The organism is Serinicoccus sediminis (assembly GCF_004153545.1).
Classification (GTDB): Bacteria; Actinomycetota; Actinomycetes; order Actinomycetales; family Dermatophilaceae; genus Ornithinicoccus; species Ornithinicoccus sediminis_A.
In genome coordinates this window covers 1-26112 of record NZ_SDVA01000008.1, presented here as the reverse complement: position 1 = coordinate 26112, position 26112 = coordinate 1, and the positions used below count along the sequence as shown (strand labels likewise).

Annotated in this window: 26 protein-coding genes; 8 read left to right on the top strand and 18 right to left on the bottom strand. The window is 72.6% G+C overall.

Annotated features, from left to right (window positions below):
• The first annotated feature begins 122 nt into the window (after positions 1-122).
• Entirely contained in the window at positions 123-1952 is a 1830-nt protein-coding gene (locus tag EUS26_RS08990; RefSeq protein ID WP_130013314.1) for a DEDD exonuclease domain-containing protein, read from the top strand.
• Here the strand turns inward: EUS26_RS08990 and EUS26_RS08985 are convergent.
• The 6 genes from EUS26_RS08985 to ctaE all read right to left on the bottom strand — a co-directional run bounded on the left by EUS26_RS08985 (position 1949) and on the right by ctaE (position 7034).
• Positions 1949-2230: an Lrp/AsnC family transcriptional regulator gene (locus EUS26_RS08985; RefSeq protein WP_130013312.1), complete on the bottom strand. Its 282-nt coding sequence runs from the start codon at positions 2228-2230 to the stop codon at positions 1949-1951. The genes EUS26_RS08990 and EUS26_RS08985 overlap by 4 nt on opposite strands.
• A 23-nt stretch (positions 2231-2253) precedes the next feature.
• Positions 2254-2589, bottom strand: a complete 336-nt coding sequence (locus EUS26_RS08980) for a metallopeptidase family protein (RefSeq protein ID WP_130013310.1) — start codon at positions 2587-2589, stop codon at positions 2254-2256.
• Positions 2590-2695: 106 nt separating this feature from the next.
• Positions 2696-4507, bottom strand: coding sequence for a cytochrome bc1 complex cytochrome b subunit (gene qcrB, locus EUS26_RS08975; RefSeq protein ID WP_130013308.1), 1812 nt, complete (start codon positions 4505-4507; stop codon positions 2696-2698).
• A 2-nt stretch (positions 4508-4509) separates the two neighbouring features.
• Complete coding sequence (gene qcrA / locus EUS26_RS08970) at positions 4510-5598, bottom strand: cytochrome bc1 complex Rieske iron-sulfur subunit (RefSeq protein ID WP_130013306.1); 1089 nt, start codon at positions 5596-5598, stop codon at positions 4510-4512.
• A 3-nt stretch (positions 5599-5601) separates the two neighbouring features.
• Positions 5602-6405 (bottom strand): cytochrome bc1 complex diheme cytochrome c subunit, encoded by an 804-nt coding sequence (qcrC, locus tag EUS26_RS08965; protein ID WP_130013304.1) that lies wholly within the window; start codon positions 6403-6405, stop codon positions 5602-5604.
• A gap of 50 nt (positions 6406-6455) precedes the next feature.
• Positions 6456-7034 carry an aa3-type cytochrome oxidase subunit III gene (gene ctaE / locus EUS26_RS08960; RefSeq protein ID WP_202865104.1) on the bottom strand — a complete coding sequence of 193 codons (579 nt, stop codon included), beginning with the start codon at positions 7032-7034 and terminating at the stop codon, positions 6456-6458.
• A 178-nt stretch (positions 7035-7212) separates the two neighbouring features.
• Here ctaE and EUS26_RS08955 point away from each other — a divergent pair, with 178 nt between their 5' ends.
• Genes EUS26_RS08955 through EUS26_RS08945 form a run of 3 tightly spaced genes read left to right on the top strand, consistent with a single transcriptional unit; the run spans position 7213 to position 9724 of the window.
• Positions 7213-7635 (top strand): response regulator transcription factor, encoded by a 423-nt coding sequence (locus EUS26_RS08955; RefSeq protein ID WP_130013300.1) that lies wholly within the window; start codon positions 7213-7215, stop codon positions 7633-7635.
• On the top strand, positions 7632-8729 hold the full coding sequence (gene trpD, locus EUS26_RS08950) for an anthranilate phosphoribosyltransferase (protein ID WP_130013298.1): 1098 nt from the start codon (positions 7632-7634) through the stop codon (positions 8727-8729). The genes EUS26_RS08955 and trpD overlap by 4 nt, the downstream gene beginning before the upstream one ends.
• A 23-nt stretch (positions 8730-8752) precedes the next feature.
• Entirely contained in the window at positions 8753-9724 is a 972-nt protein-coding gene (locus EUS26_RS08945) for a quinone oxidoreductase family protein (protein WP_130013296.1), read from the top strand.
• Positions 9725-9817: 93 nt separating this feature from the next.
• On the opposite strand, the gene EUS26_RS08940 is transcribed toward EUS26_RS08945, so the two are convergent.
• The 9 genes from EUS26_RS08940 to EUS26_RS08900 form a co-directional block, all read right to left on the bottom strand.
• Entirely contained in the window at positions 9818-10219 is a 402-nt protein-coding gene (locus tag EUS26_RS08940) for a cytochrome c oxidase subunit 4 (protein ID WP_130013284.1), read from the bottom strand.
• Positions 10219-12006 (bottom strand): aa3-type cytochrome oxidase subunit I, encoded by a 1788-nt coding sequence (ctaD, locus tag EUS26_RS08935; RefSeq protein WP_130013282.1) that lies wholly within the window; start codon positions 12004-12006, stop codon positions 10219-10221. Before ctaD ends, EUS26_RS08940 begins: the two co-directional genes overlap by 1 nt.
• Positions 12006-12893 carry an aa3-type cytochrome oxidase subunit II gene (gene ctaC, locus EUS26_RS08930; protein ID WP_130013280.1) on the bottom strand — a complete coding sequence of 296 codons (888 nt, stop codon included), beginning with the start codon at positions 12891-12893 and terminating at the stop codon, positions 12006-12008. The genes ctaD and ctaC overlap by 1 nt, the downstream gene beginning before the upstream one ends.
• Positions 12894-12945: 52 nt before the next feature.
• The gene (aat, locus tag EUS26_RS08925) at positions 12946-13656 is read right to left on the bottom strand and encodes a leucyl/phenylalanyl-tRNA--protein transferase (protein ID WP_130013278.1); all 711 of its coding nucleotides are present in this window, start codon (positions 13654-13656) and stop codon (positions 12946-12948) included.
• A 13-nt stretch (positions 13657-13669) separates the two neighbouring features.
• Positions 13670-14020, bottom strand: a complete 351-nt coding sequence (locus tag EUS26_RS08920; RefSeq protein WP_130013276.1) for a HesB/IscA family protein — start codon at positions 14018-14020, stop codon at positions 13670-13672.
• 85 nt (positions 14021-14105) lie between these two features.
• Complete coding sequence (locus EUS26_RS08915; protein WP_130013274.1) at positions 14106-15215, bottom strand: glycerate kinase; 1110 nt, start codon at positions 15213-15215, stop codon at positions 14106-14108.
• Positions 15216-15235: 20 nt separating this feature from the next.
• Positions 15236-16375 carry a tryptophan--tRNA ligase gene (gene trpS / locus EUS26_RS08910; RefSeq protein ID WP_475297232.1) on the bottom strand — a complete coding sequence of 380 codons (1140 nt, stop codon included), beginning with the start codon at positions 16373-16375 and terminating at the stop codon, positions 15236-15238.
• A gap of 53 nt (positions 16376-16428) precedes the next feature.
• The gene (locus EUS26_RS08905) at positions 16429-17394 is read right to left on the bottom strand and encodes a glutathione S-transferase family protein (RefSeq protein WP_238148882.1); all 966 of its coding nucleotides are present in this window, start codon (positions 17392-17394) and stop codon (positions 16429-16431) included.
• Positions 17387-18790, bottom strand: a complete 1404-nt coding sequence (locus tag EUS26_RS08900) for a dipeptidase (protein WP_130013545.1) — start codon at positions 18788-18790, stop codon at positions 17387-17389. The genes EUS26_RS08905 and EUS26_RS08900 overlap by 8 nt, the downstream gene beginning before the upstream one ends.
• A gap of 61 nt (positions 18791-18851) precedes the next feature.
• On the opposite strand from EUS26_RS08900, the gene EUS26_RS08895 reads away from it, so the two are divergent.
• Complete coding sequence (locus EUS26_RS08895) at positions 18852-19445, top strand: DUF3043 domain-containing protein (RefSeq protein ID WP_130013272.1); 594 nt, start codon at positions 18852-18854, stop codon at positions 19443-19445.
• Between the two features lie 33 nt (positions 19446-19478).
• Here EUS26_RS08895 and gcvT read toward each other — a convergent pair whose 3' ends face one another.
• Positions 19479-20591 carry a glycine cleavage system aminomethyltransferase GcvT gene (gene gcvT / locus EUS26_RS08890; protein ID WP_130013270.1) on the bottom strand — a complete coding sequence of 371 codons (1113 nt, stop codon included), beginning with the start codon at positions 20589-20591 and terminating at the stop codon, positions 19479-19481.
• 80 nt (positions 20592-20671) lie between these two features.
• Between gcvT and EUS26_RS08885 the strand changes: the two genes are divergently transcribed.
• Positions 20672-22192: a leucyl aminopeptidase gene (locus tag EUS26_RS08885; RefSeq protein WP_130013268.1), complete on the top strand. Its 1521-nt coding sequence runs from the start codon at positions 20672-20674 to the stop codon at positions 22190-22192.
• Between the two features lie 80 nt (positions 22193-22272).
• Here EUS26_RS08885 and EUS26_RS16925 read toward each other — a convergent pair whose 3' ends face one another.
• Entirely contained in the window at positions 22273-22449 is a 177-nt protein-coding gene (locus EUS26_RS16925; RefSeq protein WP_165368561.1) for a DUF5302 domain-containing protein, read from the bottom strand.
• Positions 22450-22636: 187 nt separating this feature from the next.
• Here EUS26_RS16925 and sucB point away from each other — a divergent pair, with 187 nt between their 5' ends.
• The gene (sucB, locus tag EUS26_RS08880; RefSeq protein ID WP_130013266.1) at positions 22637-24664 is read left to right on the top strand and encodes a 2-oxoglutarate dehydrogenase, E2 component, dihydrolipoamide succinyltransferase; all 2028 of its coding nucleotides are present in this window, start codon (positions 22637-22639) and stop codon (positions 24662-24664) included.
• Between the two features lie 6 nt (positions 24665-24670).
• Complete coding sequence (locus EUS26_RS08875) at positions 24671-25630, top strand: TIGR01777 family oxidoreductase (protein WP_130013264.1); 960 nt, start codon at positions 24671-24673, stop codon at positions 25628-25630.
• On the opposite strand, the gene EUS26_RS08870 is transcribed toward EUS26_RS08875, so the two are convergent.
• On the bottom strand, positions 25572-25979 hold the full coding sequence (locus EUS26_RS08870) for a hypothetical protein (RefSeq protein ID WP_130013262.1): 408 nt from the start codon (positions 25977-25979) through the stop codon (positions 25572-25574). The two genes, EUS26_RS08875 and EUS26_RS08870, sit on opposite strands and share 59 nt — an antisense overlap.
• Positions 25980-26112 lie beyond the last annotated feature (133 nt).

The following is a 26112-nucleotide window of genomic DNA, read 5'->3' as shown; positions in this document are numbered from 1 at the left end:
CACCTCCTTCATGACGACGACGCTAGGAGGGGCCACCGACATACCCGCTGCGCCGTCCTCGCCCGCCGTGCGAGCGGCGCGTCCGGCCCGGTCTGTCGGTGCGCCCACCTAGCCTCGGCGGTATGCAGACGCTGGACACGAGACGGCGGGCCCCGGGCCCTCCGCCCGGCCGGGACCGCCCGGCGACCTACACGCAGCCGACCTTCGGGGACCTCGGCACCCCGTTGTCCGAGGTCACCTTCGTGGTCGTCGACCTCGAGACCACCGGTGGGTCGCCCTCGGGCTCGCAGATCACCGAGATCGGGGCCGTCAAGGTGCGCGGCGGCCAGGTCCTGGGTGAGCTCCAGACGCTGGTCCGTCCGGCCACCCCGATCCCCGGCTTCATCACCGTCCTGACCGGGATCACCAACGCGATGGTCGTGGAGGCACCGCCCATCTCCGTGGTGCTGCCGCAGTTCCTGGAGTTCGCGCGGGGCAGCGTCCTCGTCGCCCACAACGCCGGGTTCGACGTGTCCTTCCTCAAGGCCGCCGCCGCCGAGACCGGGCACCCCTGGCCCGGCTTCCCCGTCCTGGACACGGTGCGGCTCGCCCGCCAGCTCGTCCACAAGGACGAGGCCCCCAACCACAAGCTCGCCAGCCTGGCCCGCCTCTTCGGCTCCGCCACGACCCCCGACCACCGGGCGCTGCACGACGCCAGGGCGACCGTGGACGTCCTGCACGGGCTGGTGGAGCGGGTCGGCAACCTCGGTGTGCACACCCTGGAGGAGCTGCAGTCCTACAGCTCCCGGGTGAGCCCCGGGCAGCGACGCAAGCGGGTCCTGGCCGAGGCGATGCCCTCGGCCCCCGGGGTCTACGTCTTCCGCGACCGGACGGGCACCCCGCTCTACGTCGGCACCGCCACCGACCTGCGCCGACGCACCCTCACCTACTTCACGGCGTCGGAGACCCGGCGCCGGATGACCGAGATGGTGGGCCTCGCCGAGTCGCTGACCCCCATCGTCTGCGCCACCGCCCTCGAGGCCTCGGTGCGCGAGCTGCGGCTCATCGCCGAGCACAAACCGCGCTACAACCGCCGGTCCCGTCACCCGGAGAAGGCCGTCTGGGTGCGTCTGACCGACGAGGCGTTCCCCCGGCTCTCCGTCGTCCGGTCGGTCAAGGACGACGAGGCGCAGTATGCCGGACCGTTCGGCTCCCGCCGCGCGGCCGAGGCGGCGGTCACCGCCCTGCACGAGGTCGTCCCGCTGCGGCAGTGCACCCGGCGGCTCTCCGAGCGCTCCCCGGGCAGCAGCGCCTGCGTGCTGCTGGAGATCGGCCGCTGCGGCGGCCCCTGCGTCGGGGCCCAGAGCAAGGAGGACTACGCGCAGGTGGCCGGGCAGGCGGGGCAGGCCCTGGTGGGCAGCACCGCCGACGTGGTGGCCGCGCTGCGGTCCCGGCTCGAGGAGCTCGCCCGGCAGGAACGTTTCGAGGAGGCCCGCACGATGCGCGACCGGATGATGGCCCTGGTGCGCGCCACCGCCCGCAGCCAGCGGCTACGTCCCCTCACCCGCTCCCCCGAGGTGGTCGCCGCACGACGGGCCGAGCAGGGGGGCTGGGAGCTCATCTGCGTGCGCTACGGACGGCTGGCCGGAGCCAGCGTCAGCCCGCGCGGGGTGGACCCGCTGCCCTACATCGACGCGCTGCGCGAGACCGCGGAGGTCGTCGCCCCGCCGTCCGCAGCCCTGTCGGCCGCGCTGCCGGAGGAGACCGAGCTGGTGCTGCGCTGGCTGGAGTCCCCCGGGGCCCGGTTGGTGGACCTGGACGGGGAGTGGACCTGCCCCGTCGGGGGCGCGGGCGCGAGCCGTGCCCTCCTCGAGCCCGGCGCCGCGTCCTGGTCGACCACCGGCGAGGCCCGTGAGCACCTGCCGCAGCCGCTGGAGCGGCCGGTCGGCGCGCTCCCCGCCGGAGCGGCCTAGTGCTCCAGGCCGAGGGAGAAGCCGGCCTCGAGGTCGGAGGAGGAGTAGGCCCGGAAGGAGATGTGGGTGGTGGTCTCCAGCACCCCGCCGACCTTGTTCAGCCGGTCGGCGATGACATCGGCGAACTCCTCGTGCCGGTTGACCCGGGCGATCGCGATGAGGTCGACGTCGCCGGTGACGGAGTAGACCTCCCGGATGCCCTCGATCTCGGCGATCTCCTGCGCGACCTCGGGGATACGGCCGACCTCGGCCTTGATCATGACGATGGCAGAAATCACCCACCCACTGTAGCCCGGGCCGGTCAGCCCCATCCCAGCTCGTGGAGACGGGCGTCGTCGATGCCGAAGTGGTGGGCGATCTCGTGCACCACCGTCACCGCGATCTCCTCCAGGAGCTCCTCCCGATCGGCACACAGGCGGACGAGCGGCCCGCGGTAGATGAAGATCCGGTCCGGGAGCTGGACGCCCCAGTCGCGCTCGGTGAGCGGGACCCCGTCGTAGAGCCCGAGCAGGTCGGGGTCCTCCGGGGGAGGCTCGTCCTCCACCAGGAAGACGACGTTGTCCAGCCGGTCCATCAACGCCGCCGGCACGAGGTCGAGGGAGTCGCCCACGGCGTCCTCGAACTCCTCGGCGGTCATCGCCGCCGGCGGGCCGTCCGGGTCGGGGTCCTGGTCCTGGTCCTGGCGCGACGGCGCCCCGCCGTCCGTGTCCGGAGCGGCGGGGCGCAGGTCGTCGGGCTGGGGCTCAGCGATGACCGGACGGGGCCTGGACCGACGAGCCGTGGCTGTCGGAGAAGTCGTCGTCCCCGGTGCTGTCGTTCACCGGCGCGCCGAGCTGCGGGACACCCGGTGCCTCGAGGGCCTCGTGCTCGCCACCGTGGTGGTGGGCGGCCGCCAGCTCCTCCGGGGTGACCGCGCGGACGGCGTCCTTGTAGAAGAACGACGAGACCGCGGCCTGCACGCCCGCCAGGGGGCTGCGGCGGCGGGCCACACCCCGACCGTCGACGTCCGGGCCCTGGGTGAGACCGAGGGGCGTCGGGGTGTCGTAGTCGACGAGCGCCCAGCGCTCGTACTCGTCCAGCGGCTCGTGGGCCTCGAAGAACCGGCCCTCGGGGGTCCGCACGATCCGGCCGGTCTCGTTGCCGTGCAGCACCCGCTCGCGGTCGTGCCGCTGCAGCGACAGGCACAGCCGCTTGGTGACGAAGAACACGAGGACCGGCAGCACGAAGAACATGGTGCGGAACAGGATGGTCAGGTCGTTGATCGACAGGCCCAGCTTGATCGCCAGGATGTCGTTGACGCAGGCCAGCGCGAGCACGAGGTACATCGAGATCGCGGCCGCGCCGACCGCGGTCCGGGTCGGGGCGTTGCGCGGGCGCTGCAGGATGTGGTGCTCGCGCTTGTCGCCGGTGACCCAGGCCTCCACGAACGGGTAGGCACCCATGACCACCCAGACCAGGGGCAGCAGCACCAAGGAGCCGAGGAAGATGTTGAAGCTCCACACGGTGTCGAAGAGGTTGACCTCCAGCCAGCCCGGGAGCAGGCGCAACGCGCCGTCGGAGAACCACATGTAGAAGTCCGGCTGGCTGCCCGCCGTCACCTGGGTCGGGTCGTACGGACCGTAGACCCACACGCCGTTGATCTGGACGAGGGCCGAGACCAGCGCGGTGATGCCGAAGACGACGAAGAAGAACCCGCCGGCCTTGGCGGCATACACCGGCATGATCGGGAAACCGACGACGTTGTCGTTGGTCCGTCCAGGCCCGGGGTACTGCGTGTGCTTGTGGATGACCACGAGGGCGAGGTGCAGGACGAAGAGCCCCACGAGGATCGCGGGAATCAGCAGCACGTGCGCGATGTAGAGCCGCGGGATGATGGCCTCGCCGGGGAACTCCCCGCCGAAGACGAAGAAGGTCATCCAGGTGCCGATGACCGGGGCGGACATCATGAAGCCGTTCATGGCCCGGATGCCGGTGCCGGAGAGCAGGTCGTCCGGGAGGGAGTAGCCGGCGAATCCCTCGATGATGGCCAGCAGCGAGAGCACGACGCCGATGACCCAGTTGAGCTCGCGGGGCTTGCGGAAGGCGCCGGTGAAGAAGACGCGGGCCGCGTGCAGCGCGATGCCGACGATGAAGAACAGCGCCGACCAGTGGTGCAGCTGCCGGATGAGCAGACCGCCCTTGACCTCGAAGCTGATGTGGAGGGTCGAGGCGTACGCCTCCGACATACCGACACCCTTGAGCGGCACGTAGTCGCCGTCGTAGACGACGTGGCCCATGCTGGGGACGTACCAGAGGGTGAGGAACGTGCCGGTGATGAGCGCGATGATCATCGAGTACATCGCGATCTCGCCGAGCAGGAAGCTCCAGTGGTCGGGGAAGACCTTCTTCAACGCGAAGCGCAGGCCCTTGGCCGTGCCGACCCGCTCGTCGGACCAGACGAGCGCCCGAGGGAACGCGGCGTCCGGGGAGGACTGGTCGGTCTGGCTCACCGGGCGCTCCGGCGGCGACTCGTCGGTGCGCAGGTGGTCAGCGCCCTGGGGGACGTGCGTCGTCATGGCTACTCAACTCCCAACAGGCCTGGGCGCTCGCGCTCCCAGAAGCTCGGTCCGACGGGCTCGCGGAAGCCGCCCGCGGCCACGATGTACCCGTCGCCGTCGACGGTGATCGGCAGCTGCGGGAGGGGCCGCTTCGCCGGCCCGAAGATGACGTTGCAGTCGTCGGTCATGTCGAACGTCGACTGGTGGCAGGGGCACAGCAGGTGGTGGGTCTGCTGCTCGTACAGCGCCACGGGGCACCCGACGTGGGTGCACACCTTGGAGTAGGCCACGATGCCCTCGTAGCCCCACTCGCGCTGCTTCTGGCTCTTGATGAGCGAGGGGTCGAGGCGGACCAGGATGACCTGGTCCTTGGCCTTGGCGACCATGGCGGCCTCGGCGCCGTGCTCCTCGACCGCCTCGTGGCCCACCCAGCCGTCCGGCATGACGTGGAACACGGAGCCCTGGGTGACGTCCCCCGCCCGGATGGCCGCACCCGAGGGGTCGATCCTCAGCAGGGTTCCCTCGGCCCAGTTGGTGGTGTAGAGCCCCTGCGGACGCGGTCCCAGCCCGGCCACGACGGGGAGGACGAGCGGCAGCGCGAACAGGCCGAGCGCACCACCGGCGGAGCCGAGGAGGGCAGAGCGGCGGTTGAGCTGCGAGCTGCGCCAGCCGTGGGAGAGGGTCTGGCCGACGACGAGGCGGTCCTCCTCGGTGGAGGCCTGCGGGTGACGCTGCTCGACGACCTCCTCGTCGGGCATGAGGGTCTTGGCCCAGTGGATGGCGCCCAGCCCGATCCCGAGGAGGGACACGCCCATGGTGAGACCGATGGCCAGGTGGTAGAGGTTGATCTCCCCGATCCCCAGCAGGTAGCCCTTGAGGTCCTGGTCGATCGCGAAGTAGGCGACGACGAAGGCGATGGACGCCAGCGCGGACAGGGTGAACAGGACGACGACCTGGATCTCGGCACGCTTGGCGGCCTTGGGGTCGACGTCGGCGCGGCGGGGCACGTGCGGCGGCAGGCCCGGGTTCTCGAAGGTCTCGGCCCTGGCCGGCGCTGCCGCCTCGTCGCGCACGGCCGGCGCGGTGTCGTCGTGGTGGGGGTTCGTCATACCTCAGGCCGCCTTTCGTCCGAGCCACACGGCAGCGCCGATGAAGGCCAGGATGCCGATCGTCCACGCGAAGAGGGCGTCACCGGCCGGGCCGAGGCTGCCCAGCGTGTGGCCACCCTGGTCGTTGGCGCCGTCCTCGATGGTCTTGAGGAAGGCGATCACGTCGCGCTTCTCCTCCGGGGTGATGTTCTGGTCGTTGAAGACGGGCATGGACTGCGGTCCGGTGAGCATGGCCTCGTAGATGTGCTGCTCGTCGACCCCCATGAGGGTCGGCGCGTACTTGCCGCGCGTGAGGGCACCACCGGTGCCCGAGGAGTTGTGGCACATCGCGCAGTTGGTCCGGTAGACCGCGCCCCCGTTGGCCGGGTCGCCCTCCGCCGTGTCCAGCCACTGCGCTTCCGGCACGTCAGGGCCGGGGGCGAGGGAGTCGACGTAGACGGCCAGGGCGGTGATCTGCTCGTCGCTGAAGTGCACCTGCGAGACGTTGCGCTTGGCCTGCACCGTCGGGGCCGGGAGCGGCATGCGGCCGGTCGCGACCTGGAAGTCGACGGCCGCCGCACCGACCCCGTAGAGCGAGGGACCGGCCTCGCCGTTGCCCTCGGCGTTCTCGCCGTGGCAGGAGGCGCAGTTGCCGAGGAAGAGCTCGCGGCCCTCGTCGATCTGCTCCTGGGAGGCACCCTCGGCCGAGGTACCGGGGGGCACGTTGGTCTGCAGGGCCGCGTAGGCGGTGCCCGTGAAGGTCAGGCCGAGGAACAGCAGCACGAGCAGGGCCAGCGGGCTGCGGCGGCGGGCGGCGAGGAAACTCACTCGGCGGTCCTTCCGGGGTGCGGAGGCGGCGGGACGGGAGGGGGTGCGGCTCATTGCAGGAGGTAGATGACCGCGAAGAGGGCGATCCAGACGACGTCGACGAAGTGCCAGTAGTAGGAGGTGACCACGGCACCGGTCGCCTGGGCGTGGGTGTAGCGCTTGGCGGTGAAGCTGCGCCCGATGATGAGCAGGAAGGCGATGAGTCCGCCCGTCACGTGCAACCCGTGGAAGCCGGTCGTGATGTAGAAGACCGAGCCGTAGGGGTCTGCGGTGGGCGTGAGCCCCTCCATGGTGAGGGTGGCGTACTCCCAGACCTGGCCGGCGATGAAGGTCGCCCCGAAGAGGTACGTCAGGGTGTACCACTCGCGCATGCCCCAGCTCTTGACGTTGAGCAGGCTTCCGGTGCGGTGCGGGATGCCGCGCTCGGCCTGCCACACGCCGAGCTGGCACCACACCGACGAGATCACCAGGATCATCGTGTTGATGGAGGCGAAGGTGACGTCGAGGTACTCGGTGCGCTCGGCCCACAGGTCAGGCGACACGGAGCGGATCGTGAAGTACATCGCGAACAGTCCCGCGAAGAACATGATCTCGCTGCCGAGCCAGACCATGGTGCCGACGGCGACCATGTTGGGCCGGGTGGCCGGTCCGTGCGCGGTCGCGTGGAACCGGTCAGCCTCGCTCAGGGTTGCTGCAGATGTCGCCACACGCCCATCTTAGGCCCATCGGGGCACAGCCCGCGCGGCCACCCCGCCGCGGTCGCTCCCGCGCTTCCACCGACCGGAGCGCCTCGGTAGGATCGCCCGCATGAGCACTCCCGCGGTCCCCTCCGCCTCCACCGACGTCACCACGGCCTCCGTCTCGGTCCTGCTCTACAGCGACGACCGGTCGGTCCGGGACGCCGTGCGCGTCGGGGTCGGGGACCGGCCCGCCGACGACGTGGTCATCACCCGCTGGATGGAGTGCGCCACCCCCGAGGTGGCGCTCATCGAGGCGCGCGACGGCGACTACGACCTGCTCATCCTGGACGGCGAGTCGCGACCCTACGGCGGGATGGGGGTGTGCCGACAGCTCAAGAACGAGCTGTTCGACTGCCCGCCGGTCCTCGTGCTCACCGGTCGGCCCGGCGACGGCTGGCTCGCGACCTGGTCGCAGGCCGACGCGGTGCTGTCCCGGCCCCTCGACGAGGCGCGCCTGACCGCGGCCGTCGCGGACCTGGCCCGCCGGTGACCGACGGCGCCGGCCGCAGCGACGGGCACGGCGCGGGGGGACGCGACATCACCTGGGCCGACGTGCTCAGCTCGGTGACGCGGGGCGAGGACCTGTCCAGCGGCACCACCTCCTGGGTCATGGACCAGGTGATGACCGGGGCGGCCAGCGACGCCCAGCTCGGCGGGTTCCTCGCCGCGCTGCGCACCAAGGGCGAGACCGCCCAGGAGATGGCGGGGCTGTCGGCCACGATGCTCGAGCACGCGCACCGGTTCGAGGTGCCGGGCCCCACGGTCGACATCGTCGGGACCGGCGGGGACCGCGCGATGACCGTCAACATCTCCACCATGTCCGCGGTGGTCATGGCCGCGGCCGGGGCGACGGTGGTCAAGCACGGCAACCGCGCCGCCTCGAGCCGGTCCGGGTCCGCCGACATGCTCGAGGCGCTCGGAGTCCGCCTGGACCTGTCCCCCGAGCGGGTCCGCCAGGTCGCCCTCGACGCGGGCATCACGTTCTGCTTCGCCCTCACCTTCCACCCCTCCATGAGGTATGCCGGGTCGGTGCGCCGCGAGCTCGGGATCGGGACCGCGTTCAACTTCCTCGGGCCGCTGACCAACCCGGCGCAGCCCCGCTACGCCGCCGTCGGCTGCGCGGACGCCCGGATGGCGCCGCTCATGGCGCAGGTCTTCGCCGGTCGGGGCAGCCCGGCGGTCGTCTTCCGGGGCGACGACGGGCTGGACGAGATCACCACGGCGACGACGAGCTCGCTGTGGTGGGCGGACGCGGCGGGGCAGGTGCACGCCCATACCCTCGACCCGCGACGCCTGGGCCTCCCCCTGCACCCGCTGGAGGAGCTACGCGGCGACGACGCCGAGCACAACGCGCAGGTCGCGCGGGACCTGTTCTCCGGGCAGTCCGGCGCCGTGCGCGACGCGGTGCTCCTCAACGCGGGGCTCGCGCTGGCGCTGGTGCACGCCGGCGAGTCGTCCGCGCACCCCCGCACCGAGGACGAGGTGCACGACGTCGTCCGCGCTGGCGTCGGACAAGCCGCCGAGGCGCTCGACAGCGGCGCCGCGGCCCGGGTGCTGCGACGGTGGGTCACCGCGACCGGCTGAGCGACGCGCGATAGCGTCGCGGCATGCGCGCCATCATCGTGGAACAGACCGGAGGGCCGCAGGCCCTCACCCTCGTCGACCGCCCCACCCCTGAGCCCGGCCCGGGTGAGGTCCTGGTGGACGTCGCCGCGTCCGGGGTGAACTTCATCGACGTCTACCACCGCTCCGGCGCCTACCCCCTGCCCACCCCGTTCGTCGTGGGCAGCGAGGGGGCGGGGACCGTGCGCTCGGTCGGCACCGAGGTCACCGGCGTCGCCGAGGGCGACCGGGTGGCGTGGGCCATGTCCCCGGGCACCGGGTACACTGACGAGGCCGTGGTGGCCGCCGACCGGCTCGTGCTGGTGCCCGCCGAGGTGGAGCTGGAGACCGCTGCCGCCGTCATGCTGCAGGGGCTGACCGCCCACTACCTCGCCCGCAGCACCTTCCCGGCCTCCCCCGGGCAGACCGCCTTGGTGACCGCCGCCGCCGGCGGCGTCGGCCTGCTGCTGACCCAGCTGCTCTCCCGGGCGGGGGTCCGGGTCGTCGGCACGGTGGGCACCACGCCGAAGGCGGAGCTGGCCCGGGACGCCGGAGCCGATGAGGTGGTGCTGTACCGCGAGGAGGACCTGGTCGAGCGCGTCCGCGAGGTCACCGGCGGGGAGGGCGTGCACGTGGTCTACGACGGGGTGGGCCGGGACACCTTCGAGGCCGGCCTGGAGCTGCTGCGCCCGCGCGGCATGATGGTGCTGTTCGGCGCCGCGAGCGGGCCGGTCCCGCCCGTCGACCCCCAGGTCCTCAACCAGCGTGGCTCGCTGTTCCTCACCCGGCCCAGCCTGGCCCACTACGTCGCCGACCGCGCCGAGCTCACCGCCCGCGCGGACGACCTGCTCCACCTCGTCGCCGCCGGCGAGCTCGACGTGCGCATCTCGGCGCGCTACCCCCTGGCCGAGGCCCGGCAGGCGCACGAGGACCTCGAGGCCGGCGGGACGGCCGGGAAGCTGCTGCTGGTGCCCTGAGACCGCTGGTGCCCTGGGACCAGGGCAGACCACGACGCAGGAGCGGGCGGCCACCGGCCGCCCGCTCCTCGCACGTGTGCCCCGTCGGGGCGTCTAGACCGCCTTCTCGCCCCGGAAGAACTCGAAGGTCCAGCCGAGGAGGGAGATGAGCAGGAAGGGGACGGCGCAGATGAGCAGCCACCACCCGACGGCCAGCCCCAGCGCCACCGCGGCGACCGACAGCCCCAGCCACAGGGGCCACCAGGAGTAGGGCGCGAAGTGCCCGTAGTCCCCGGACAGGTCGGCGATCTCGCCCTGCAGGTCGTCCTCCGGGCGGGCGTCGGTCTTGCGTCCGGTGACCCAGAGGTAGAACGCGATGAACGCGGAGAACAGCATCGTGAGCATCAGCCCGATGATGCCGACCCACTCCTTGGGGGTGGTGAACCACGCGTAGAGCACCGTGGCCAGCGCGAAGAACGGCACCAGCACGCCGAAGACCTTGACCTCTGCCCGCATCAGCCGCGCTCACTTCCGGTGTATCCGCCGCGGTCGGTGCCGTTGCGCCCGTCCGGGTCGGTGTCCGGGCCGCCGAGCAGCTGCTCGGCGACACCCTTGTCCGGCTCCGGCGACTCCAGGGTGCCGATCTCCGGGTGGTGCAGGTCGAACGCCGCCCGTTCCGAGCGGATCCTCGGCAGCGAGTCGAAGTTGTGCCGCGGCGGCGGGCAGGACGTGGCCCACTCCAGGGACATGCCCCAGCCCCAGGGGTCGTCGACCTCGACCTTGGGCGTCTTGTAGCTCTTCCAGACGGCGTAGAAGAAGGGGAGCATCGAGGCGGCCAGCAGGAACGAGGAGACCGTCGACAGCTGGTTCATCCAGGTGAAGCCGTCCTCCGGCAGGTAGTCCGCGTAGCGCCGCGGCATGCCCTGGACGCCCAGCCAGTGCTGGATGAGGAAGGTGCCGTGGAAGCCCAGGAAGAGCATCCAGAAGTGGACCTTGCCGAGCCGCTCGTCCAGCATGTGGCCGGTGAACTTCGGCCACCAGAAGTAGTAGCCGGCGAACATCGCAAACACCACGGTGCCGAACACGACGTAGTGGAAGTGCGCGACCACGAAGTAGGTGTCGGAGACGTGGAAGTCCAGGGCCGGGCTGGCCAGGATGATGCCGGTGAGGCCACCGAAGAGGAAGGTGATGAGGAAGCCGACCGCCCACAGCATGGGCGTGTCCATCTTGATGGAGCCCTTCCACATGGTGCCGATCCAGTTGAAGAACTTCACGCCGGTGGGGACCGCGATGAGCATGGTCATGATGGTGAAGAACTCGAGCAGGATGGCGCCGGTGGCGTACATGTGGTGCGCCCACACCGACACCGAGAGCGCGGCGATCGCCATCGTCGCCATCACCAAGGTCTTGTAGCCGAACAGCGGCTTGCGGGAGAAGACCGGGATGACCTCGGAGATGATGCCGAAGAAGGGCAGCGCGATGATGTAGACCTCGGGGTGGCCGAAGAACCAGAACAGGTGCTGCCAGAGCATCGCCCCGCCGTGCTCGGGGTCGAAGATGTGCCACCCGAAGATCCGGTCGACCGCCATCCCGAAGAACGCGGCGGCCAGGACCGGGAAGGCCACGAGCACGAGGATCGAGGTGACGAGCACCGTCCACGTGAAGATCGGCATCCGGAACATCGTCATGCCCGGGGCGCGCATGCACAGGATGGTGGTGATGAAGTTGACCGCACCGAAGATCGTCGCGAAGCCGCTGACCGCCAGGCCGATGACCCACAGGTCACCGCCCAGGCCGGGGCTGTGCGTGGGCCCGGCGAGCGGCTGGTAGGCGAACCAGCCGAAGCTCGCGGCGCCGCTGGGCGTGAGGAACCCGCCGACCGCGATGAGGCTGCCGAAGAGGAACATCCAGAAGGCGAGCATGTTGAGCCGGGGGAACGCCACGTCGGGCGAACCGATCTGCAGCGGGACGAGCGCGTTCGCGAAGCCGGCGAACAGCGGGGTCGCGAACATCAGCAGCATGACCGTGCCGTGCATCGTGAACAGCTGGTTGTAGATCTCCGGGTTGTCCACGACCTGCAGCCCGGGCACGAACAGCTCGGCCCGGATGAGCAGCGCCATGAGCCCGCCGATGATGAACCACACCATGGTGGCGACGAAGTAGAGGTTGCCGATGACCTTGTGGTCGGTGGTCGTGAGGACCTTGACGGCGTTGCGCACGAACGAGCTGCGCTGGGGCATGGACGGCGCCGGCCGACCCGTCGTGGGCGCGCCGACCTGCGGACGGTCCGTGGTGATGGCCATCAGTTCCTCATTCCCTCAGGCAGCTTGGCGCGCTGGTCGGGCATCAGCTCGTACTGGTCCAGCTCCGTCCCCAGCTGCCCGGTGTTCCCCGACTCCTCGAGGTCGGCGATGAAGGCGTCGTACTCCTCCTGGGAGACGACGTCGACCTCGAAGAGCATCTCCGAGTGGTAGGCGCCGCACAGCTCGGCGCACTTGCCGGCGAAGGTGCCCTCCTCGGTCGTCGTCACCTGGAAGATGTTGACCCGCCCCGGGACCATGTCGAGCTTCTGCAGGAAGTTCACCACCCAGAAGGAGTGGATGACGTCGCGCGAGGTGAGGACGAACTCGACCCGGCTGTCGACGGGCAGCACCAGGCGGGGCAGGGTCTCCGGCAGCCCCTCCGCACCCTCGTTGAGGTCGCGGGCCTGCTGTCCGCTGACGTAGACCTGCTCGTCGACGTAGTTGAAGTCCCAGCTCCACTTCTTGCCGACGACGTTGACGGTGACGTCCGGCTCCTGCTCGGTGTCGAGCAGGGCGTTCTGCACGTTGACCGTCTGCCCGAACATCGCCGCGACCATGAGGATGGGGACGACGGTGTAGAGGATCTCGAACGGCACGTGGTAGCGGAACTGCACGGGGACCTCGTCCTGGGCGCGGCGCCGGTAGGCGAAGACCGCCCAGAGGACGAGGAAGCAGACCAGGGCACCCACGGCCAGGGCGGCGATCCAGGTGGCGTTCCAGAAGCCGATGACCTCCGGCCCCACCTCGGTCGCGGGCTCGGGGAGGAAGCCCCGGGTGACGGCCTCGCCGCACCCTGACAGGGCCAGCGCGCCCGCGCCGGCGGCCACCAGGGCCACGGCCCGGCGCCCACGGGGACCGACCGCGGCCCCTCCTCGTTCACGCGGCACGGATCCACCTCTTGATGCTGGGACGGCTGGCTTCACGCGCCTCACTCTACCCTCACGCGTCGGGCGAGGTGCGGCCACCGGGGGGTATGCCGCGCCAGCGGCTGGGGAGGTCCTGCGCCACCCGTTCGCGCAGCAGCCGGAGGTAGCCGACGCGCCCCACCGTGCGCACTCCCAGCGAGCGAAGGTGGGGGGTCTGCCACTGCACGTCGAGCAGCCAGGGCTCCCCGTCCTCGGAGAGCACCGAGACCAGCTCGGCCAGCGCGGCCTTGGAGGCGTCAGGTGCCCGGTGGAACATGGACTCGCCGGCGAAGAGGCGCCCCACCGCCAGGCCGTAGACCCCGCCCACCAGCTCGTCCTCGCGCCACACCTCCACCGAGTGCGCCCAGCCCAGCTCGTGCAGGGCCAGGTAGGCGTCGGCGATCTCCCTGGTGATCCAGCCGCCGTCCCGGCCCGGGTCGGCGCAGCCCTCGACGACGGCGGCGAAGGCCTGGTCGACCGTGGTCCGCAGGGCGCGGGTGGACCGACGCGCGGAGCGGCTCAGGTGCAGGTCGCCAGGGAGCAGGACCCCCCGCGGGTCGGGCGACCACCACCCGATGGGTGGTGCGCCGCCGTCCCCGAGGCCCATGGGGAAGAGCCCGGAACGGTAGGCGGCCAGGATCGTGCCCGGCTCCAGGTCGGCACCGATCCCGACGAGGTCCTCCCCGGGGAGGGCGCCGTCCGTGGTGAGCTCCCACGGGGTGGACGGCGGCTCCTGCGGGACCATCCGGGCGCCGGTCTCAGCTGAAGCTGTCCCCGCAGGCGCAGGAGCTCCCGGCGTTGGGGTTGTCGATGGTGAAGCCCTGCTTCTCGATGGTGTCGGCGAAGTCGATGGAGGCGCCGTCGAGGTAGGGGGCGCTCATCCGGTCCACGACCACCTCGACCCCGTCGAAGTCGGCGACGAGGTCGCCGTCGAGGGTGCGCTCGTCGAAGTAGAGCTGGTAGATGAGCCCGGAGCAGCCACCCGGCTGCACCCCGATGCGTAGGCGCAGGTCGTCACGTCCCTCCTGCTCGAGCAGGCTCTTGACCTTGCCCGCCGCGACGTCGCTGAGGGTGACGCCGTGGCTCTTGGTCGTCTGGGTGTCGGTCATGCGCTGAGAGTCCTCTCGTGAGGGGAAGTCGTGCACGGGGAACGTCGCCCTGGGGTCGTCCTGTTCCCGTCCTCGCCAGGGTACGTCACCGGGGTCGGGGCGGGGTCGGGGTCCACGTACGGGCCACCCGGGCGGCGAGGTCCGCCAGCTCCTCCCCCGCCCGCAGCCCGTAGGAGCCGCTCACGCCCAGGGACATCCCCTCCCGGCGGCCCACGGCCACCTCGCGGGCGAGGACGACGGTGGGCGAGGCGGCCTCGGAGGCCGCCCGGGCCGCGTCCGGGACCACCCCGGCGTGGATGGTCGTCCAGTCGTAGGTGTCCGTGACGAGGACGACGAGCCCGCCGGGCAGCCGGGGGCCGACCCCGAGCTCCTCGAGGAGCAGCCGGGGCCCGGTGTCGGTGCGGGCGCCGAGCAGCTGCAGGGCGAACCCGATGCCCCCGGCCACCCCCGACCCGGGTGAGCGCTCGGGCCGTCGGGGCAGCCCGGTCAGCAGGTCTCGCGGCGGCGGCAGCAGGGCGTTGACGCGGTCGCTGAGCATCCCGAGCTCGGTCTCCAGCCGCTGGGTGACGGTCGGGGCGACCCCGAGCTCGCCCAGGGAGGCGCTGGCGCCGTGGAAGCCGAGCAGCGAGGCCTCGCTCGTCGTCGCGAGCACCAGGGCGACGTCGGCCCACTCCTCGCGCACCGCGGCCAGGTGCTCGAGGTCCGGCCCGGCGCCGAGCGCGGCGAGCAGACCCCGGCCGCCGTCGTGGGCGGCCGCGGGGCCGGCGCCCACGACCACCCGTCGCGCGCCCAGACCACGGGCGCGGCGCAGCAGGATGCCGACCCCGGCGCTGCTGAGACCGCCCGGGTCGGCGAGCCGGGCGGCGTCCACCAGGTGCCGGCCGACCACCTGCGCGGTGTCGAGGTCTGCCGTGGCCCCGGCACCCTCGCCCACGACGGTGACCGCGGCGGGCACCTCGCGCCCGGTCGGGTCGGGCACGAGGACGGGGTGGGTCGCCACCGGAGCCCCGGCGGACGCCGCTCGCTCGGCCACCACGGCCGCGAACCCGGCCCCGCCGTCGTGCAGGAGGTGCGTCTCGACCTGCGCGTGGGGGGCCGCGGTCCGCCACCCCTGCGCGACGGTCTCCTCGGTGCCGGGCGGCAGCCGGTCGCCGGAACGGTCGACGACGACCACGACCCGTGGCGCGTGCACCATCGCTGCCTCTCCGTCGCGGGTCAGGAGTAGACCATCTGCATGGCCTCGCGCACCTCGGCCAGCGTCGCCTCGGCCACCTCGTTGGCGTGCGCGTTGCCGAGGGCCAGCACCCGCCGCAGCTCGGCGGGGTCGGCCTCCAGCTCGGCCCGCCGGGCCCGCAGCGGCGCGAGGTGCTCGTTGACGGCCTCGGTGACCACCCGCTTGAGGGTGCCGGACCCCCCGTCCCCGATCTCGTCGGCGACCGCCTGCGGCTCGCGCCCGGTCGTCAGCGAGGCCAGCAGCACGAGGTTGGACACCTCGGGCCGGCCGACCGGGTCGTAGGTGATGTGCCGGTCGGCGTCGGTGACGGCCCTCTTGATGGCCCGAGCGGTCTCGTCCGCGCTCATCCGCAGCTCGATGACGTTGCCGCGGGACTTGCTCATCTTCTGCCCGTCGGTGCCGAGCAGGTTCGGCACCTCGGAGAGCAGGGCGTCGGGGGCGGGGAAGACCGGGAGGCTGCCGTCCCCCGCCCTGCCGTAGCGCTCGTCGAAGCGACGGGCCACGACCCGGGTCTGCTCCAGGTGCGGCAGCTGGTCCTTGCCGACCGGGACGACGTTGGCCTTGCAGAAGAGGATGTCGGCGGCCTGGTGCACCGGGTAGGTCAGCATGAGCCCGGTCATGGGGCGGCCCCCGGTGGCCTCCTGCTCCGCCTTGACCGTCGGGTTGCGCCGCAGCTCGGAGTCGGTCACCAGGGACAGGAAGGGCAGCAGCAGCTGGTTGAGCGCCGGCACCTGCGAGTGGGCGAAGACCGTGGTGCGGGAGGGGTCGATGCCGACGGCCAGGTAGTCCGTGAGCAGCGAGAACACGCGCTCCTGGATCGAGTCGACGGTGTCCCGGTCGGTAATGACCTGGTAGTCGGCGATGAGCACCCACGTGTCCACGCCCTGGTCCTGCAGCGCCACCCGGTTGCGCAGGCTCCCGAAGTAGTGACCGAGGTGGAGGTGGCCGGTCGGGCGGTCACCGGTGAGCATCCGGTAGCGGCCGGGGTGCTGCCCGAGGTCGCCCCAGATCTGCTCGCTGCGGGCCACGCTGCGGCGCAGCGAGGCCTCGGAGGTGGAGTCGGACAGCGCCTCGCTGTCGTCGGCGTCGTGGGGCAGGATCGGCTGGGGCTCGGTGGTCACGACGTGTGATGGTAGCCACCCGCGCCGCCCTCGCGGCGCGGGTGGTCCGGTGCTCAGGCGAGCGACTCGCGGCCGTGCGGCGTGGTCCAGCCGCTGGTGTCCGGGCCCAGCGGCACGACGCCCGTCGGGTTGATGTCGCGGTGGGTGGCGTAGTAGTGCGCCTTGACGTGCTCGAGGTTCGTCGTCGAGCCGAAGTCCCACGTCTGCCACAGGTCGCGGGCGTAAGCCCAGAGGACGGGCATCTCGGTGAGCTTGTGCCGGTTGCACTTGAAGTGGCCGTGATAGGCCGCGTCGAAGCGCACCAGGGTCGGCCAGAGGCGCACGTCCGCCAGGGTCAGCTGGTCACCGACGAGGTACCGCTGGCCCTCGAGCCGCTCGGAGAGCCAGTCGAGGCGGGAGAACAGCTGCTCGAAGGCCTCGTCGTAGGCCTCCTGGGTGCCGGCGAAGCCGCACCGGTAGACCCCGTTGTTGACGTCGGCGTAGACGAGGTCGGAGACCTCCTCGATCTCGTCCCTCAGGTGCTCGGGCCACAGGTCCGGCGCGTCGGGGGCGTGGTGGTCGCCCCACTCGGTGACGAGGTCCTTGACCATCTGGTGGAAGTCGTTGGTCACGACCCGGCCGGTCGTCGTGTCCACGAAGGCGGGGACGGTGATGCCGGAGTCGGGGTAGCCCTCCGGGCGGGCGTCGTAGGCGTCCTTGAGGCGGGGTATGCCGAGCACCGGGTCGACGCCGCCGGGGTCGAGGTCGAAGGTCCAGGAGTCCTCGTCGTGCACCGGGCCGGCGACCGCCATGCTGATGACGTCCTCCAGACCCAGCAGGTGCCGGGTGAGGACCATCCGGTGCGCCCACGGGCAGGCCCGGGAGACGGCGAGGCGGTACCGCCCGGGCTCGACGGGGAAGCCGTCCCGGCCGTCGCGGGTGATGCGGTCGGGGATGTAGTGGCTCTTGCGCTCGAAGCTGCCCTCGGAGCTCACGTAGCCCGACGACCCCTGGTCCTGGGTAGTTGAATCGTCACTCATGCTCCCCATGATGCCTCCCACCCGGCAGCCGGTCCAGCAGGAGGGCCTCCGCCAGGCATACCCGCTCGAACTCGCCGAGGTGCAGGCTCTCGTTCGCCGCGTGCGCCCGGGTGTCCGGGTCCTCCACGCCGGTGACGAGGATGGCGGCGTCCGGGAAGCGTTCGGCGAAGGCCGCGACGAAGGGGATCGAGCCCCCGACCCCGATGTCCACCGGGTCGACCCCGCCCCAGGCGTCGCGGAAGGCGGCCCGGGCCGCGTCGTAGACCGGACCCTGCGCGTCCGCGGCGAAACCGCGCCCGTCGTCGACCACGGTCACGTCGACCTCGCACCCCCAGGGTGCGTGCTCCCGCAGGTGACGGGTGAGCGCGTCGGCGGCGACCGCCGGGTCCTCCTCGGGGTGGATGCGCATGGACAGCTTGGCCCGCCCGACCGGCGTCAGCAGGTTGGCCGCGGCGTCGACCGCGGGCGCGTCGATGCCGATGACGGTCATGGAGGGCTTGGTCCACATCCGGGACAGCAGCGACCCGGTGCCGATGGGCCGGACCCCGGCCGGCAGCCCGGCGTCGGCCCGCAGGTCCTCCTCGGAGAAGTCCAGGTCGGCCGCCTCGGACGAGCGCAGACCCGGTACCGCGACGTCGCCGTGCTCGTCGTGCAGCGTCGCGAGCAGCCGGCACAGGGCGGTGAGGCCGTCCGGCACGACGCCGCCGTAGAGACCGCTGTGCAGCCCGTGCTCCAGGGCCCGGACCTCGACGACCACCCGCACCATGCCGCGCAGGGTGGTGGTCAGCGCGGGCACGCCGATCTTCCAGTTGTGCGAGTCGGCGAGCACGATGGCGTCGCACTCCAGCTCCGCACCGTGCGCCTCCAGGATCTGGGGCAGGGAGTCCGAGCCGACCTCCTCCTCGCCCTCGACGAAGACCGTGACCCCGACCGGGGGCCGGCCCGCGTGGGCGCGGAGCGCGGCGACGTGCGCCATGACGCCGGCCTTGTCGTCGGCGACCCCACGGGCGTAGAGCCGGTCGCCGACCTGGGTCGGGGTGAAGACCGGGGTGTCCCAGTCGGCGTCGTCGCCGGGGGGCTGCACGTCGTGGTGCGCGTAGAGCAGGACGGTCGGGGCGCCCTCCGGCGCCGGCAGGTGACCGATCACCGCCGGGCGGCCGCCCTCGCGGACGACCCGCACGTCGAGCCCCTCGGCCCGCAGCAGGTCGGCCGTGGCCGCCGCGCTGTCGTCGACGTGCCGCTGGTCGAAGGAGTCGAGGGAGACGGAGGGGATGCGGGTCAGGGCCTCGAGGTCCGACCGCACCCCGGGCATCAGGTCACGGACCCGCGCGGCCAGCTCGGCCGCCCGGGCGTCCGTCCCGCTCGTCGTCGGCCGGTCGTCGTCGCTGGGGGAGATCACCCGGCCAGGGTAGTCACGAGGACCGGGAGGGCGCGGGGGGACCAGTAGACTGGCCCCCGTGCTGTTCGGGAAGAAGTCGACCGAGGTGGCCCCGGAACCGGTGGCCGCCGACCCCGTGACCGACCCCGCCCGCCCCGCGGGCAAGGGCCGCCCCACGCCCCGGCGCCGCGACGCCGAGCGGGCCAACCGGCGCCCCCTCGTGGTCGACCGCAAGGCGATGTCGGCCGACCAGAAGGCCAAGGTCCGGGCCGAGCGCGCCCGGGTCCGGGAGGCCATGCTGGAGGGTGAGGAGAAGTACCTCCCCGCCCGCGACAAGGGGCCCGAGCGGCGCTACCTGCGCGACGCCGTCGACGTGCGCTGGAACGTCGGCGAGATCCTGCTGCCGGCGATGATCCTCGTGCTGGCGATCTCGCTGCTGCCCTTCGACTGGGCGACCGGCGGCACCTTCCTCGTCGCCTACGCCCTCATGCTCGGGGGCATCGTCGACTGCTGGTTGCTGTGGCGGCGCACCAGGAAGAGCTTCACCACGACCTTCGGCCACGAGCCGGGACGCGGCTCGGCGTGGTACGTCGTGCTGCGCGCCTTCCAGATGCGGCGCAGCCGGATCCCACGCCCGGCCGTGCCCCGCGGCGCCGAGCTGCACCGGCGCTGACGGGCCCGTCGCCGGGCCTGCCGGGCACCGTCCTCAGTCGGCGGCGCCCCCGGTGACGAACGGCGGCCGCGACACCTCGACCGGCACCTCCCGGCCACGGACGTCCACGACGAGCGGGTCACCCTGCTGCACCCCGCGGTCCAGCAGCGCCAGCGCGACGCCCTGGCGGCGGGTCGGGCTGAAGGTGCCGGAGGTGACGGTGCCGACCTCCTGACCCTCCCGGTCCCGGACCTGGCAGCCGGCCCGCGGGATCCCGCGACCGGTGACCACCAGCCCACCGGAGAGCCGGGACTCCTTGGCCTCCTTCTGCGCGACCAGGGCCTCCCGGCCCCAGAACTGCGGCTTGCCCCACCCCACGGCCCACCCGGTCCGGCCCATCACCGGGGTGATCTCGCGGGACAGCTCGTTGCCGTGCAGCGCGTAGCCCATCTCGGTGCGCAGCGTGTCCCGGGCACCCAGGCCGCAGGCCAGGCCGCCGACCGGGTCCATGGCCTCCACGAGGGCGTCCCACAGCGCCGGGGCGTCGCCCACCGCGCACACGAGCTCGTAGCCGCGCTCGCCGGTGTACCCGGTCCGGCACACCGTCACCGGGACCTTCCCCCACCGCGCCTCGACGAAGCTCATGTAGCCGTGCCCCGTCGGCAGCCCCACCGCGTCCATGACCTCGTCGACCCGGGGCCCCTGGAGCGCCAGGATGGCGTAGTCCTCGTGCTGGTCCTCCACCACGACCCCCTCCGGCCGGTCGGACGCCTGCTGGAGCATCCGGACGACCTCCGCGGTGTTGGCGGCGTTGGGGATGAGGAAGACCTCGTCCGCGGAGCGCAGGTAGGCGATCATGTCGTCGACGACGCCACCGTCCTCGGCGCAGCACATGGTGTACTGCGCCTGACCGGGCTCGATGCGGTCCAGGTCGTTGGTGAGGCAGCGGTTGAGGAAGTCCTTGGCGCCCGGCCCGGAGACCAGCGCGTTGCCCAGGTGGGAGACGTCGAAGAGGCCCACCCGCTCGCGCACCGCCGTGTGCTCGGCCACGACCCCGCCGCCCGGGTACTCGATCGGCATCGACCAGCCGCCGAAGTCGGCCAGCTTCGCGCCCAGGGCGACGTGCTTGTCGTGCAGGGGGGACGTCTTCGTCGCGGAGTCGCTCATGGGCAGCCACCCTAGTGGCTGGTCGGGTGGCCTAGTCTCGGAGCCGGACCACCCCCACCCACGACGACAAAGGATGCCTCATGGCTGCGCGCACGCCCGTGACCTTCACCGACGACGACCCCACCACCGTCTCCGCGGACGCCCTCGTGGTGGGTGCCGCCAAGCAGGACGGCTCCGTGGTGCTGCTGCCCGGCTCCGGGCTGGGGGACGAGGCAGCCGCCGCGCTCCACGAGGCGCTCGTCGCCCTGGGCGCCGAGGGCGGCCCGGACGAGGTCACCCGGCTCACCGGAGTGGCTGGGATCGACGCCCCCCTCGTCGTCGTGGTCGGCGTCGCGGGGCGCGGCCCGGCGCCCCGCACCGAGCAGCTGCGCCGCGCCGCGGGGGCGGCCGCCCGGGCGCTCGCCGGTCGGGGATCGGCGGTCTTCGCGCTCGGCCAGCAGGACCGGCAGCAGACGGTGGCCGTCGCGGAGGGGGTCGCGCTGGGCGCCTACACGTATGCCGAGCAGCACGGGGTCGGCAAGTCCGGCAGCGCGAAGACGCCGCTGGCCCACGCCACGGTGACCGGGCTGGGCGGCGAGGAGGCCGCCGCGGCCCAGGCCGAGGTCGAGGCGTTGGTCGAGGGGGTCTGCTACGCCCGCGACCTGGTCAACACTCCCCCCAACCTGCTCTTCCCGGAGAGCTTCGCCGACGACGTCGTCCGCCGGGCCGGCGAGGCCGGGGTCGAGGTCGAGGTCTGGGACCCGCAGCGGCTGGCCGAGGAGGGCTGCGGCGGGATCATCGGGGTCGGCCAGGGCTCTGCCCGCGGACCCCGCCTGGTGACCCTCCGGTACACCCCGCAGGGCGCCTCCAAGCACCTCGCCCTGGTCGGCAAGGGCATCACCTTCGACTCCGGCGGGCTGTGCCTCAAGCCGGGCGCCTCGATGGTGACGATGAAGATGGACATGGGCGGGGCGGCGGCCTGCGCGGCGGCGACCCTCGCCATCGCCGAGCTGGGGCTCCCGGTGCAGGTCACGGCATACCTGTGCCTGGCCGAGAACATGACCGGCGACCTCGCGCAGCGTCCGGGCGACGTCGTGACGATGCGCGGCGGCCGCACGGTCGAGATCATCAACACCGACGCCGAGGGCCGCCTCGTCATGGCCGACGGGCTGGCCCTGGCCACCGAGCAGCAGCCCGACGCCATCGTCGACGTCGCCACCCTCACCGGCGCCTGCATAGTCGCGCTGGGCGAGCGGACGATGGGGATCATGGGCAACGACGAGGAGCTGCGGGACACGCTGGTGCGCCTGGGGACCGAGTCCGGCGACACCGCCTGGGCGCTCCCGATGCCGGAGGAGATCCGCCCCACCCTGGACACCCCGGTCGCCGACCTCAAGCACACCGGTGAGCGCTCCGCCGGCGCGATGGTGGCCGCCACCTTCCTGCAGGAGTTCGTCGGCACCCGGGGCGAGGGCGAGCAGGCCCGGCCGATCCCGTGGGCGCACCTCGACATCGCCGGTCCGGCGTTCAACGAGAAGGCGGCCTGGGGCTACCACCCCAAGGGCGGCACGGGCGCGGGCGTCCGCCCGCTCGTGGCGCTGGCCCGCTCGCTCGCGGGCTGAGGCCACCCGCACCGGAGCAGGACGCACGAGGGGCACCACCGCACACGGCGGTGGTGCCCCTCGCGTCCGTCGGTGGGACGTCAGCCGCTCTTGCGGCGGAACATCTGCTGGGCACCCGAGGTCTTGGCGGTGCGCTCCTGCGCGACCTTGCCGTGCTCGGAGTGGTCAGAGACGTCCGTGCCTCCGTGGGCCTGCTTCTTCGACAGGGCCGCTCGGAACTTGGCCTTGACGTCCTCCGTGACCGGATCGTTGCTCATCGGGCCACCTCCTCACTCTCGCCGGACATGACCCGCCCACCCTGACACGCGCGAGGAGGCGTCGCCACCACATTTCGGCCAGGTGGCAGGATGGCGCACGGACCGGCCTCCCTGGGTGGCACCGTGCCTGACCCAGCGGCAGCATCACCCGTAGACTGCAGGCCCCGGACGAGGAGAGAGTCAACACATGTCGGAACGTGTATCGATGCCCGCCCTCGGTGAGTCCGTCACCGAGGGGACCATCACCCGCTGGCTGAAGAGCGTCGGTGACGCCGTCGAGGTCGACGAGCCGCTGCTCGAGGTCTCGACCGACAAGGTCGACACCGAGATCCCCTCCCCCGTCGCCGGTGTGCTGCAGGAGATCCTCGCCGAGGAGGACGACACCGTGGAGGTGGGGGCCGACCTCTGCGTCGTGGGCGACGACGAGGGTGGCTCCGGGGACGACGGCGGCTCCTCCGAGGCCGACGACGAGCAGGACGGCTCCGCACAGGACGACGCCGAGCAGGACGAGCAGGGCGGGGACGACGAGCAGACCTCCGACGAGCAGACCTCCGACGACGGGTCCTCCTCCGACGACACCTCCGGGGGTGGCACGTCCGAGGGCGGGTCCTCCGACGGCGGCTCGTCCGGCGGTTCCTCCGGCGGGGAGACGGTGACGATGCCGGCGCTGGGCGAGTCGGTGACCGAGGGCACGGTCACCCGCTGGCTGAAGTCCGAGGGTGACACCGTCGAGGTCGACGAGCCGCTGCTCGAGGTCTCCACCGACAAGGTCGACACCGAGATCCCCTCCCCCGTGGCGGGCGTCCTCACCTCCATCCTCGCGGCCGAGGACGAGACCGTCGAGGTCGGCGGCGAGCTCGCCGTCATCGGCGGCGAGTCCTCCGGGTCCTCCGACGGCGGGCAGGAGCAGCAGGACGACGCCGCCGGGGCCGACGCGCAGGAGAAGGACGACGCCGGGTCCGACGACGCGGGGTCCGACGACACCGGGGAGAAGGACGAGGCGCAGCAGCAGGACGACTCGGGCTCCGACGAGGAGGGCGGGTCCTCCGACGACCTCGCCGAGGAGTCGGACAAGCACGAGCAGGCCGCCGAGGAGTCGGCCGAGAAGTCGGGCACCTCCGAGGCCGACGACTCGGGCGTCGCGACCGGCGTGGGCACCACCTCCGCCGAGAACGGCACCACCTCGCACAAGGACGCCGACGGTGACGGCACCCCGGACGGCCAGCAGCGGTCCGGCTCCGACGAGGCGCCGTCGCAGGACGTCAGCGCCTACGTCACCCCGCTGGTGCGCAAGCTGGCCGCGCAGCACGGGGTGGACCTGGCCTCCCTGAGCGGCACCGGGGTCGGCGGTCGCGTCCGCAAGCAGGACGTGCTGGACGCCGCGCAGGCCAAGAAGCAGCAGAGCGAGCAGGCGGCCTCGGAGCAGCCGGCCGCCGAGGAGGCCCCGGCCGAGCAGGCCCCCGCCCAGGGTGGCTCCGGCGCCGCGGCTGCGGGAGGCGGCAGCGACGCCAAGCGCGGCACGACCGAGAAGATGTCGCGGCTGCGCAAGGTCATCGCGACCCGGATGGTGGAGTCGCTGCAGACCAGCGCCCAGCTCACCACGGTCGTCGAGGTCGACGTCACCAAGATCTCCCGGCTGCGCAAGCGGGCCAAGGACGAGTTCCTCAAGCGCGAGGGCACCAAGCTGTCGTTCATGCCGTTCTTCGCCATGGCCGCGATCGAGGCGCTCAAGGAGCACCCGATCGTCAACGCCAGCGTCGAGGACGACACGATCGTCTACCACGCCGCCGAGCACCTGGGCGTCGCGGTGGACACGCCGCGCGGCCTGCTCGTCCCGGTCATCAAGGACGCCGGTGACCTCAACATCGCCGGGCTGGCCCGCAAGATCGCCGACCTGGCCGAGCGGACCCGGGACAACAAGGTCGGGCCGGACGAGCTGTCGGGCGGCACCTTCACGCTGACCAACACCGGCTCGCGCGGCGCGCTCTTCGACACGCCGATCATCAACCAGCCCAACGTCGGCATCCTCGGCACGGGCGCGGTGGTCAAGCGCCCGGTCGTCGTCGTCGACGAGGACGGCATGGAGACCATCGCCATCCGCGACATGGTCTACCTCGCCATCAGCTACGACCACCGGGTCGTGGACGGTGCCGACGCGGCCCGCTTCCTCGCGACGATGAAGGAGCGGCTGCAGGACGGCAAGTTCGAGGTCTGAGCCGTCGTGAGCCTCCCTGCCTCCCCGTCCGGTCCGCGGTTCGTCGCGATCACCGGCGCCAGCGGCCTGATCGGGTCGCGGCTGAGCACCGAGCTGCGCGGCCGCGGCGACCGGGTGCTGCACCTGGTGCGCCGCGACCCGGCCGGCCCGGACACGCTGCCGGACGGGGTGCAGGAGGCCCGCTGGTCGCCGGGTGACCGGCTCGACCCGGGGACGCTCGAGGGCGTCGACGGGGTGGTGCACCTCGCGGGCGCGGGCATCGGCGACCAGCGCTGGACCGCCGAGCGCAAGCGCGTGCTGGTCTCCTCCCGGGTGGACGGCACCGCGACCCTCGCCCGGACCCTCGCCGAGCTCACCGAGACCGACGGGACGAGGCCGCGCCTGGTCTCCGGGTCGGCGGTGGGCTACTACGGGGACCGGGGCGACGAGGTGCTCACCGAGGACAGCTCCTCGGGCGCAGGGTTCCTCGCCCAGCTCTGCCGCGACTGGGAGGCCGCGACCGCACCGGCGCAGGAGGCCGGCCTGCCGGTGGCCCACGCCCGCACCGGCATCGTGCTGTCGCCCGACGGCGGCGCCCTGGGCCGGCTCCTGCCCCTGGCCCGCCTGGGGCTGGCCGGACCGCTGGCCGGCGGGGGCTCCTGGTGGCCGTGGATCACCCTGCCCGACCAGGTGCGGGCCCTGGTCCACCTGCTGGACCGTCCCGACGTCACCGGACCGGTGAACCTCGGAGCCCCGGCCCCGGCGACTCAGCAGCAGGTCACCCGTGCCATCGCCCACGAGCTGCACCGGCCCGCGGTCGTGCCCGCCCCCGGGTGGGCGCTGCGCCTGGTGCTCGGCGAGATGTCCTCGGAGATCCTCGCCTCGACCCGTGCCGTGCCGGGGGTCCTGCAGGAGTCGGGCTTCGTCTTCACGCACCCGGACGTGGAGCAGGCGGCCCGGTGGGTGGTGCACCCACCTCGGGGCTGAGCAGCTCCCAGCTGCGCACCCGCCAGCCACCCTCGTGCGCCGCCAGCTCCAGGCGCACGCGCTCCTCGGTCCCCGGCGCGGCGTGCACCAGCTCCTCACCCCGCCACACCTCCAGCGGCGCTCGGAGCACGGTGGCGTCGACGACCAGCCGCTCCGCGGTCCGTCCCGCGACCGCGACCCCGCTCACCTCGAAGTCCACGGCCGGATAGCGCAGGCCCTGCACAGCGGCGGCCCGCAGCAGTGAGCGCTCCTGCGCCTCCGCCCCCGAGCCGGGCACGGTCACCTCTCCCAGCCGCTCCGGGTCGCCCCTCTCCCAGGCGGCCGCGCGGCGGTCGAGGAGGCCCTGCACCACGGCCAGGGTGTCCGAGGGCCGCGCACCGGGGTCCCCGTCGGCGGACCCCGCCGCAGCGCTCGACGGCGGAGACGGGGGCCGCGGCGAGCCGGGCGCCCCGGGGGACGCGGGCCACGGCGCCGGTGACGCG

Excerpts from the sequence above, each read along its gene's own strand:
- EUS26_RS08990 (WP_130013314.1), top strand. The coding sequence starts at position 123 with ATGCAGACGCTGGACACGAGACGGCGGGCCCCGGGCCCTCCGCCCGGC.
- EUS26_RS08980 (WP_130013310.1), bottom strand. The coding sequence starts at position 2,589 with ATGACCGCCGAGGAGTTCGAGGACGCCGTGGGCGACTCCCTCGACCTC.
- qcrB (WP_130013308.1), bottom strand. The coding sequence starts at position 4,507 with ATGACGACGCACGTCCCCCAGGGCGCTGACCACCTGCGCACCGACGAG.
- qcrA (WP_130013306.1), bottom strand. The coding sequence starts at position 5,598 with ATGACGAACCCCCACCACGACGACACCGCGCCGGCCGTGCGCGACGAG.
- ctaE (WP_202865104.1), bottom strand. The coding sequence starts at position 7,034 with ATGGTCGCCGTCGGCACCATGGTCTGGCTCGGCAGCGAGATCATGTTC.
- EUS26_RS08955 (WP_130013300.1), top strand. The coding sequence starts at position 7,213 with ATGAGCACTCCCGCGGTCCCCTCCGCCTCCACCGACGTCACCACGGCC.
- EUS26_RS08945 (WP_130013296.1), top strand. The coding sequence starts at position 8,753 with ATGCGCGCCATCATCGTGGAACAGACCGGAGGGCCGCAGGCCCTCACC.
- EUS26_RS08940 (WP_130013284.1), bottom strand. The coding sequence starts at position 10,219 with ATGCGGGCAGAGGTCAAGGTCTTCGGCGTGCTGGTGCCGTTCTTCGCG.
- ctaD (WP_130013282.1), bottom strand. The coding sequence starts at position 12,006 with ATGGCCATCACCACGGACCGTCCGCAGGTCGGCGCGCCCACGACGGGT.
- aat (WP_130013278.1), bottom strand. The coding sequence starts at position 13,656 with ATGGTCCCGCAGGAGCCGCCGTCCACCCCGTGGGAGCTCACCACGGAC.
- EUS26_RS08920 (WP_130013276.1), bottom strand. The coding sequence starts at position 14,020 with ATGACCGACACCCAGACGACCAAGAGCCACGGCGTCACCCTCAGCGAC.
- EUS26_RS08915 (WP_130013274.1), bottom strand. The coding sequence starts at position 15,215 with ATGGTGCACGCGCCACGGGTCGTGGTCGTCGTCGACCGTTCCGGCGAC.
- EUS26_RS08905 (WP_238148882.1), bottom strand. The coding sequence starts at position 17,394 with ATGAGTGACGATTCAACTACCCAGGACCAGGGGTCGTCGGGCTACGTG.
- gcvT (WP_130013270.1), bottom strand. The coding sequence starts at position 20,591 with ATGAGCGACTCCGCGACGAAGACGTCCCCCCTGCACGACAAGCACGTC.
- EUS26_RS08885 (WP_130013268.1), top strand. The coding sequence starts at position 20,672 with ATGGCTGCGCGCACGCCCGTGACCTTCACCGACGACGACCCCACCACC.
- EUS26_RS16925 (WP_165368561.1), bottom strand. The coding sequence starts at position 22,449 with ATGAGCAACGATCCGGTCACGGAGGACGTCAAGGCCAAGTTCCGAGCG.
- sucB (WP_130013266.1), top strand. The coding sequence starts at position 22,637 with ATGTCGGAACGTGTATCGATGCCCGCCCTCGGTGAGTCCGTCACCGAG.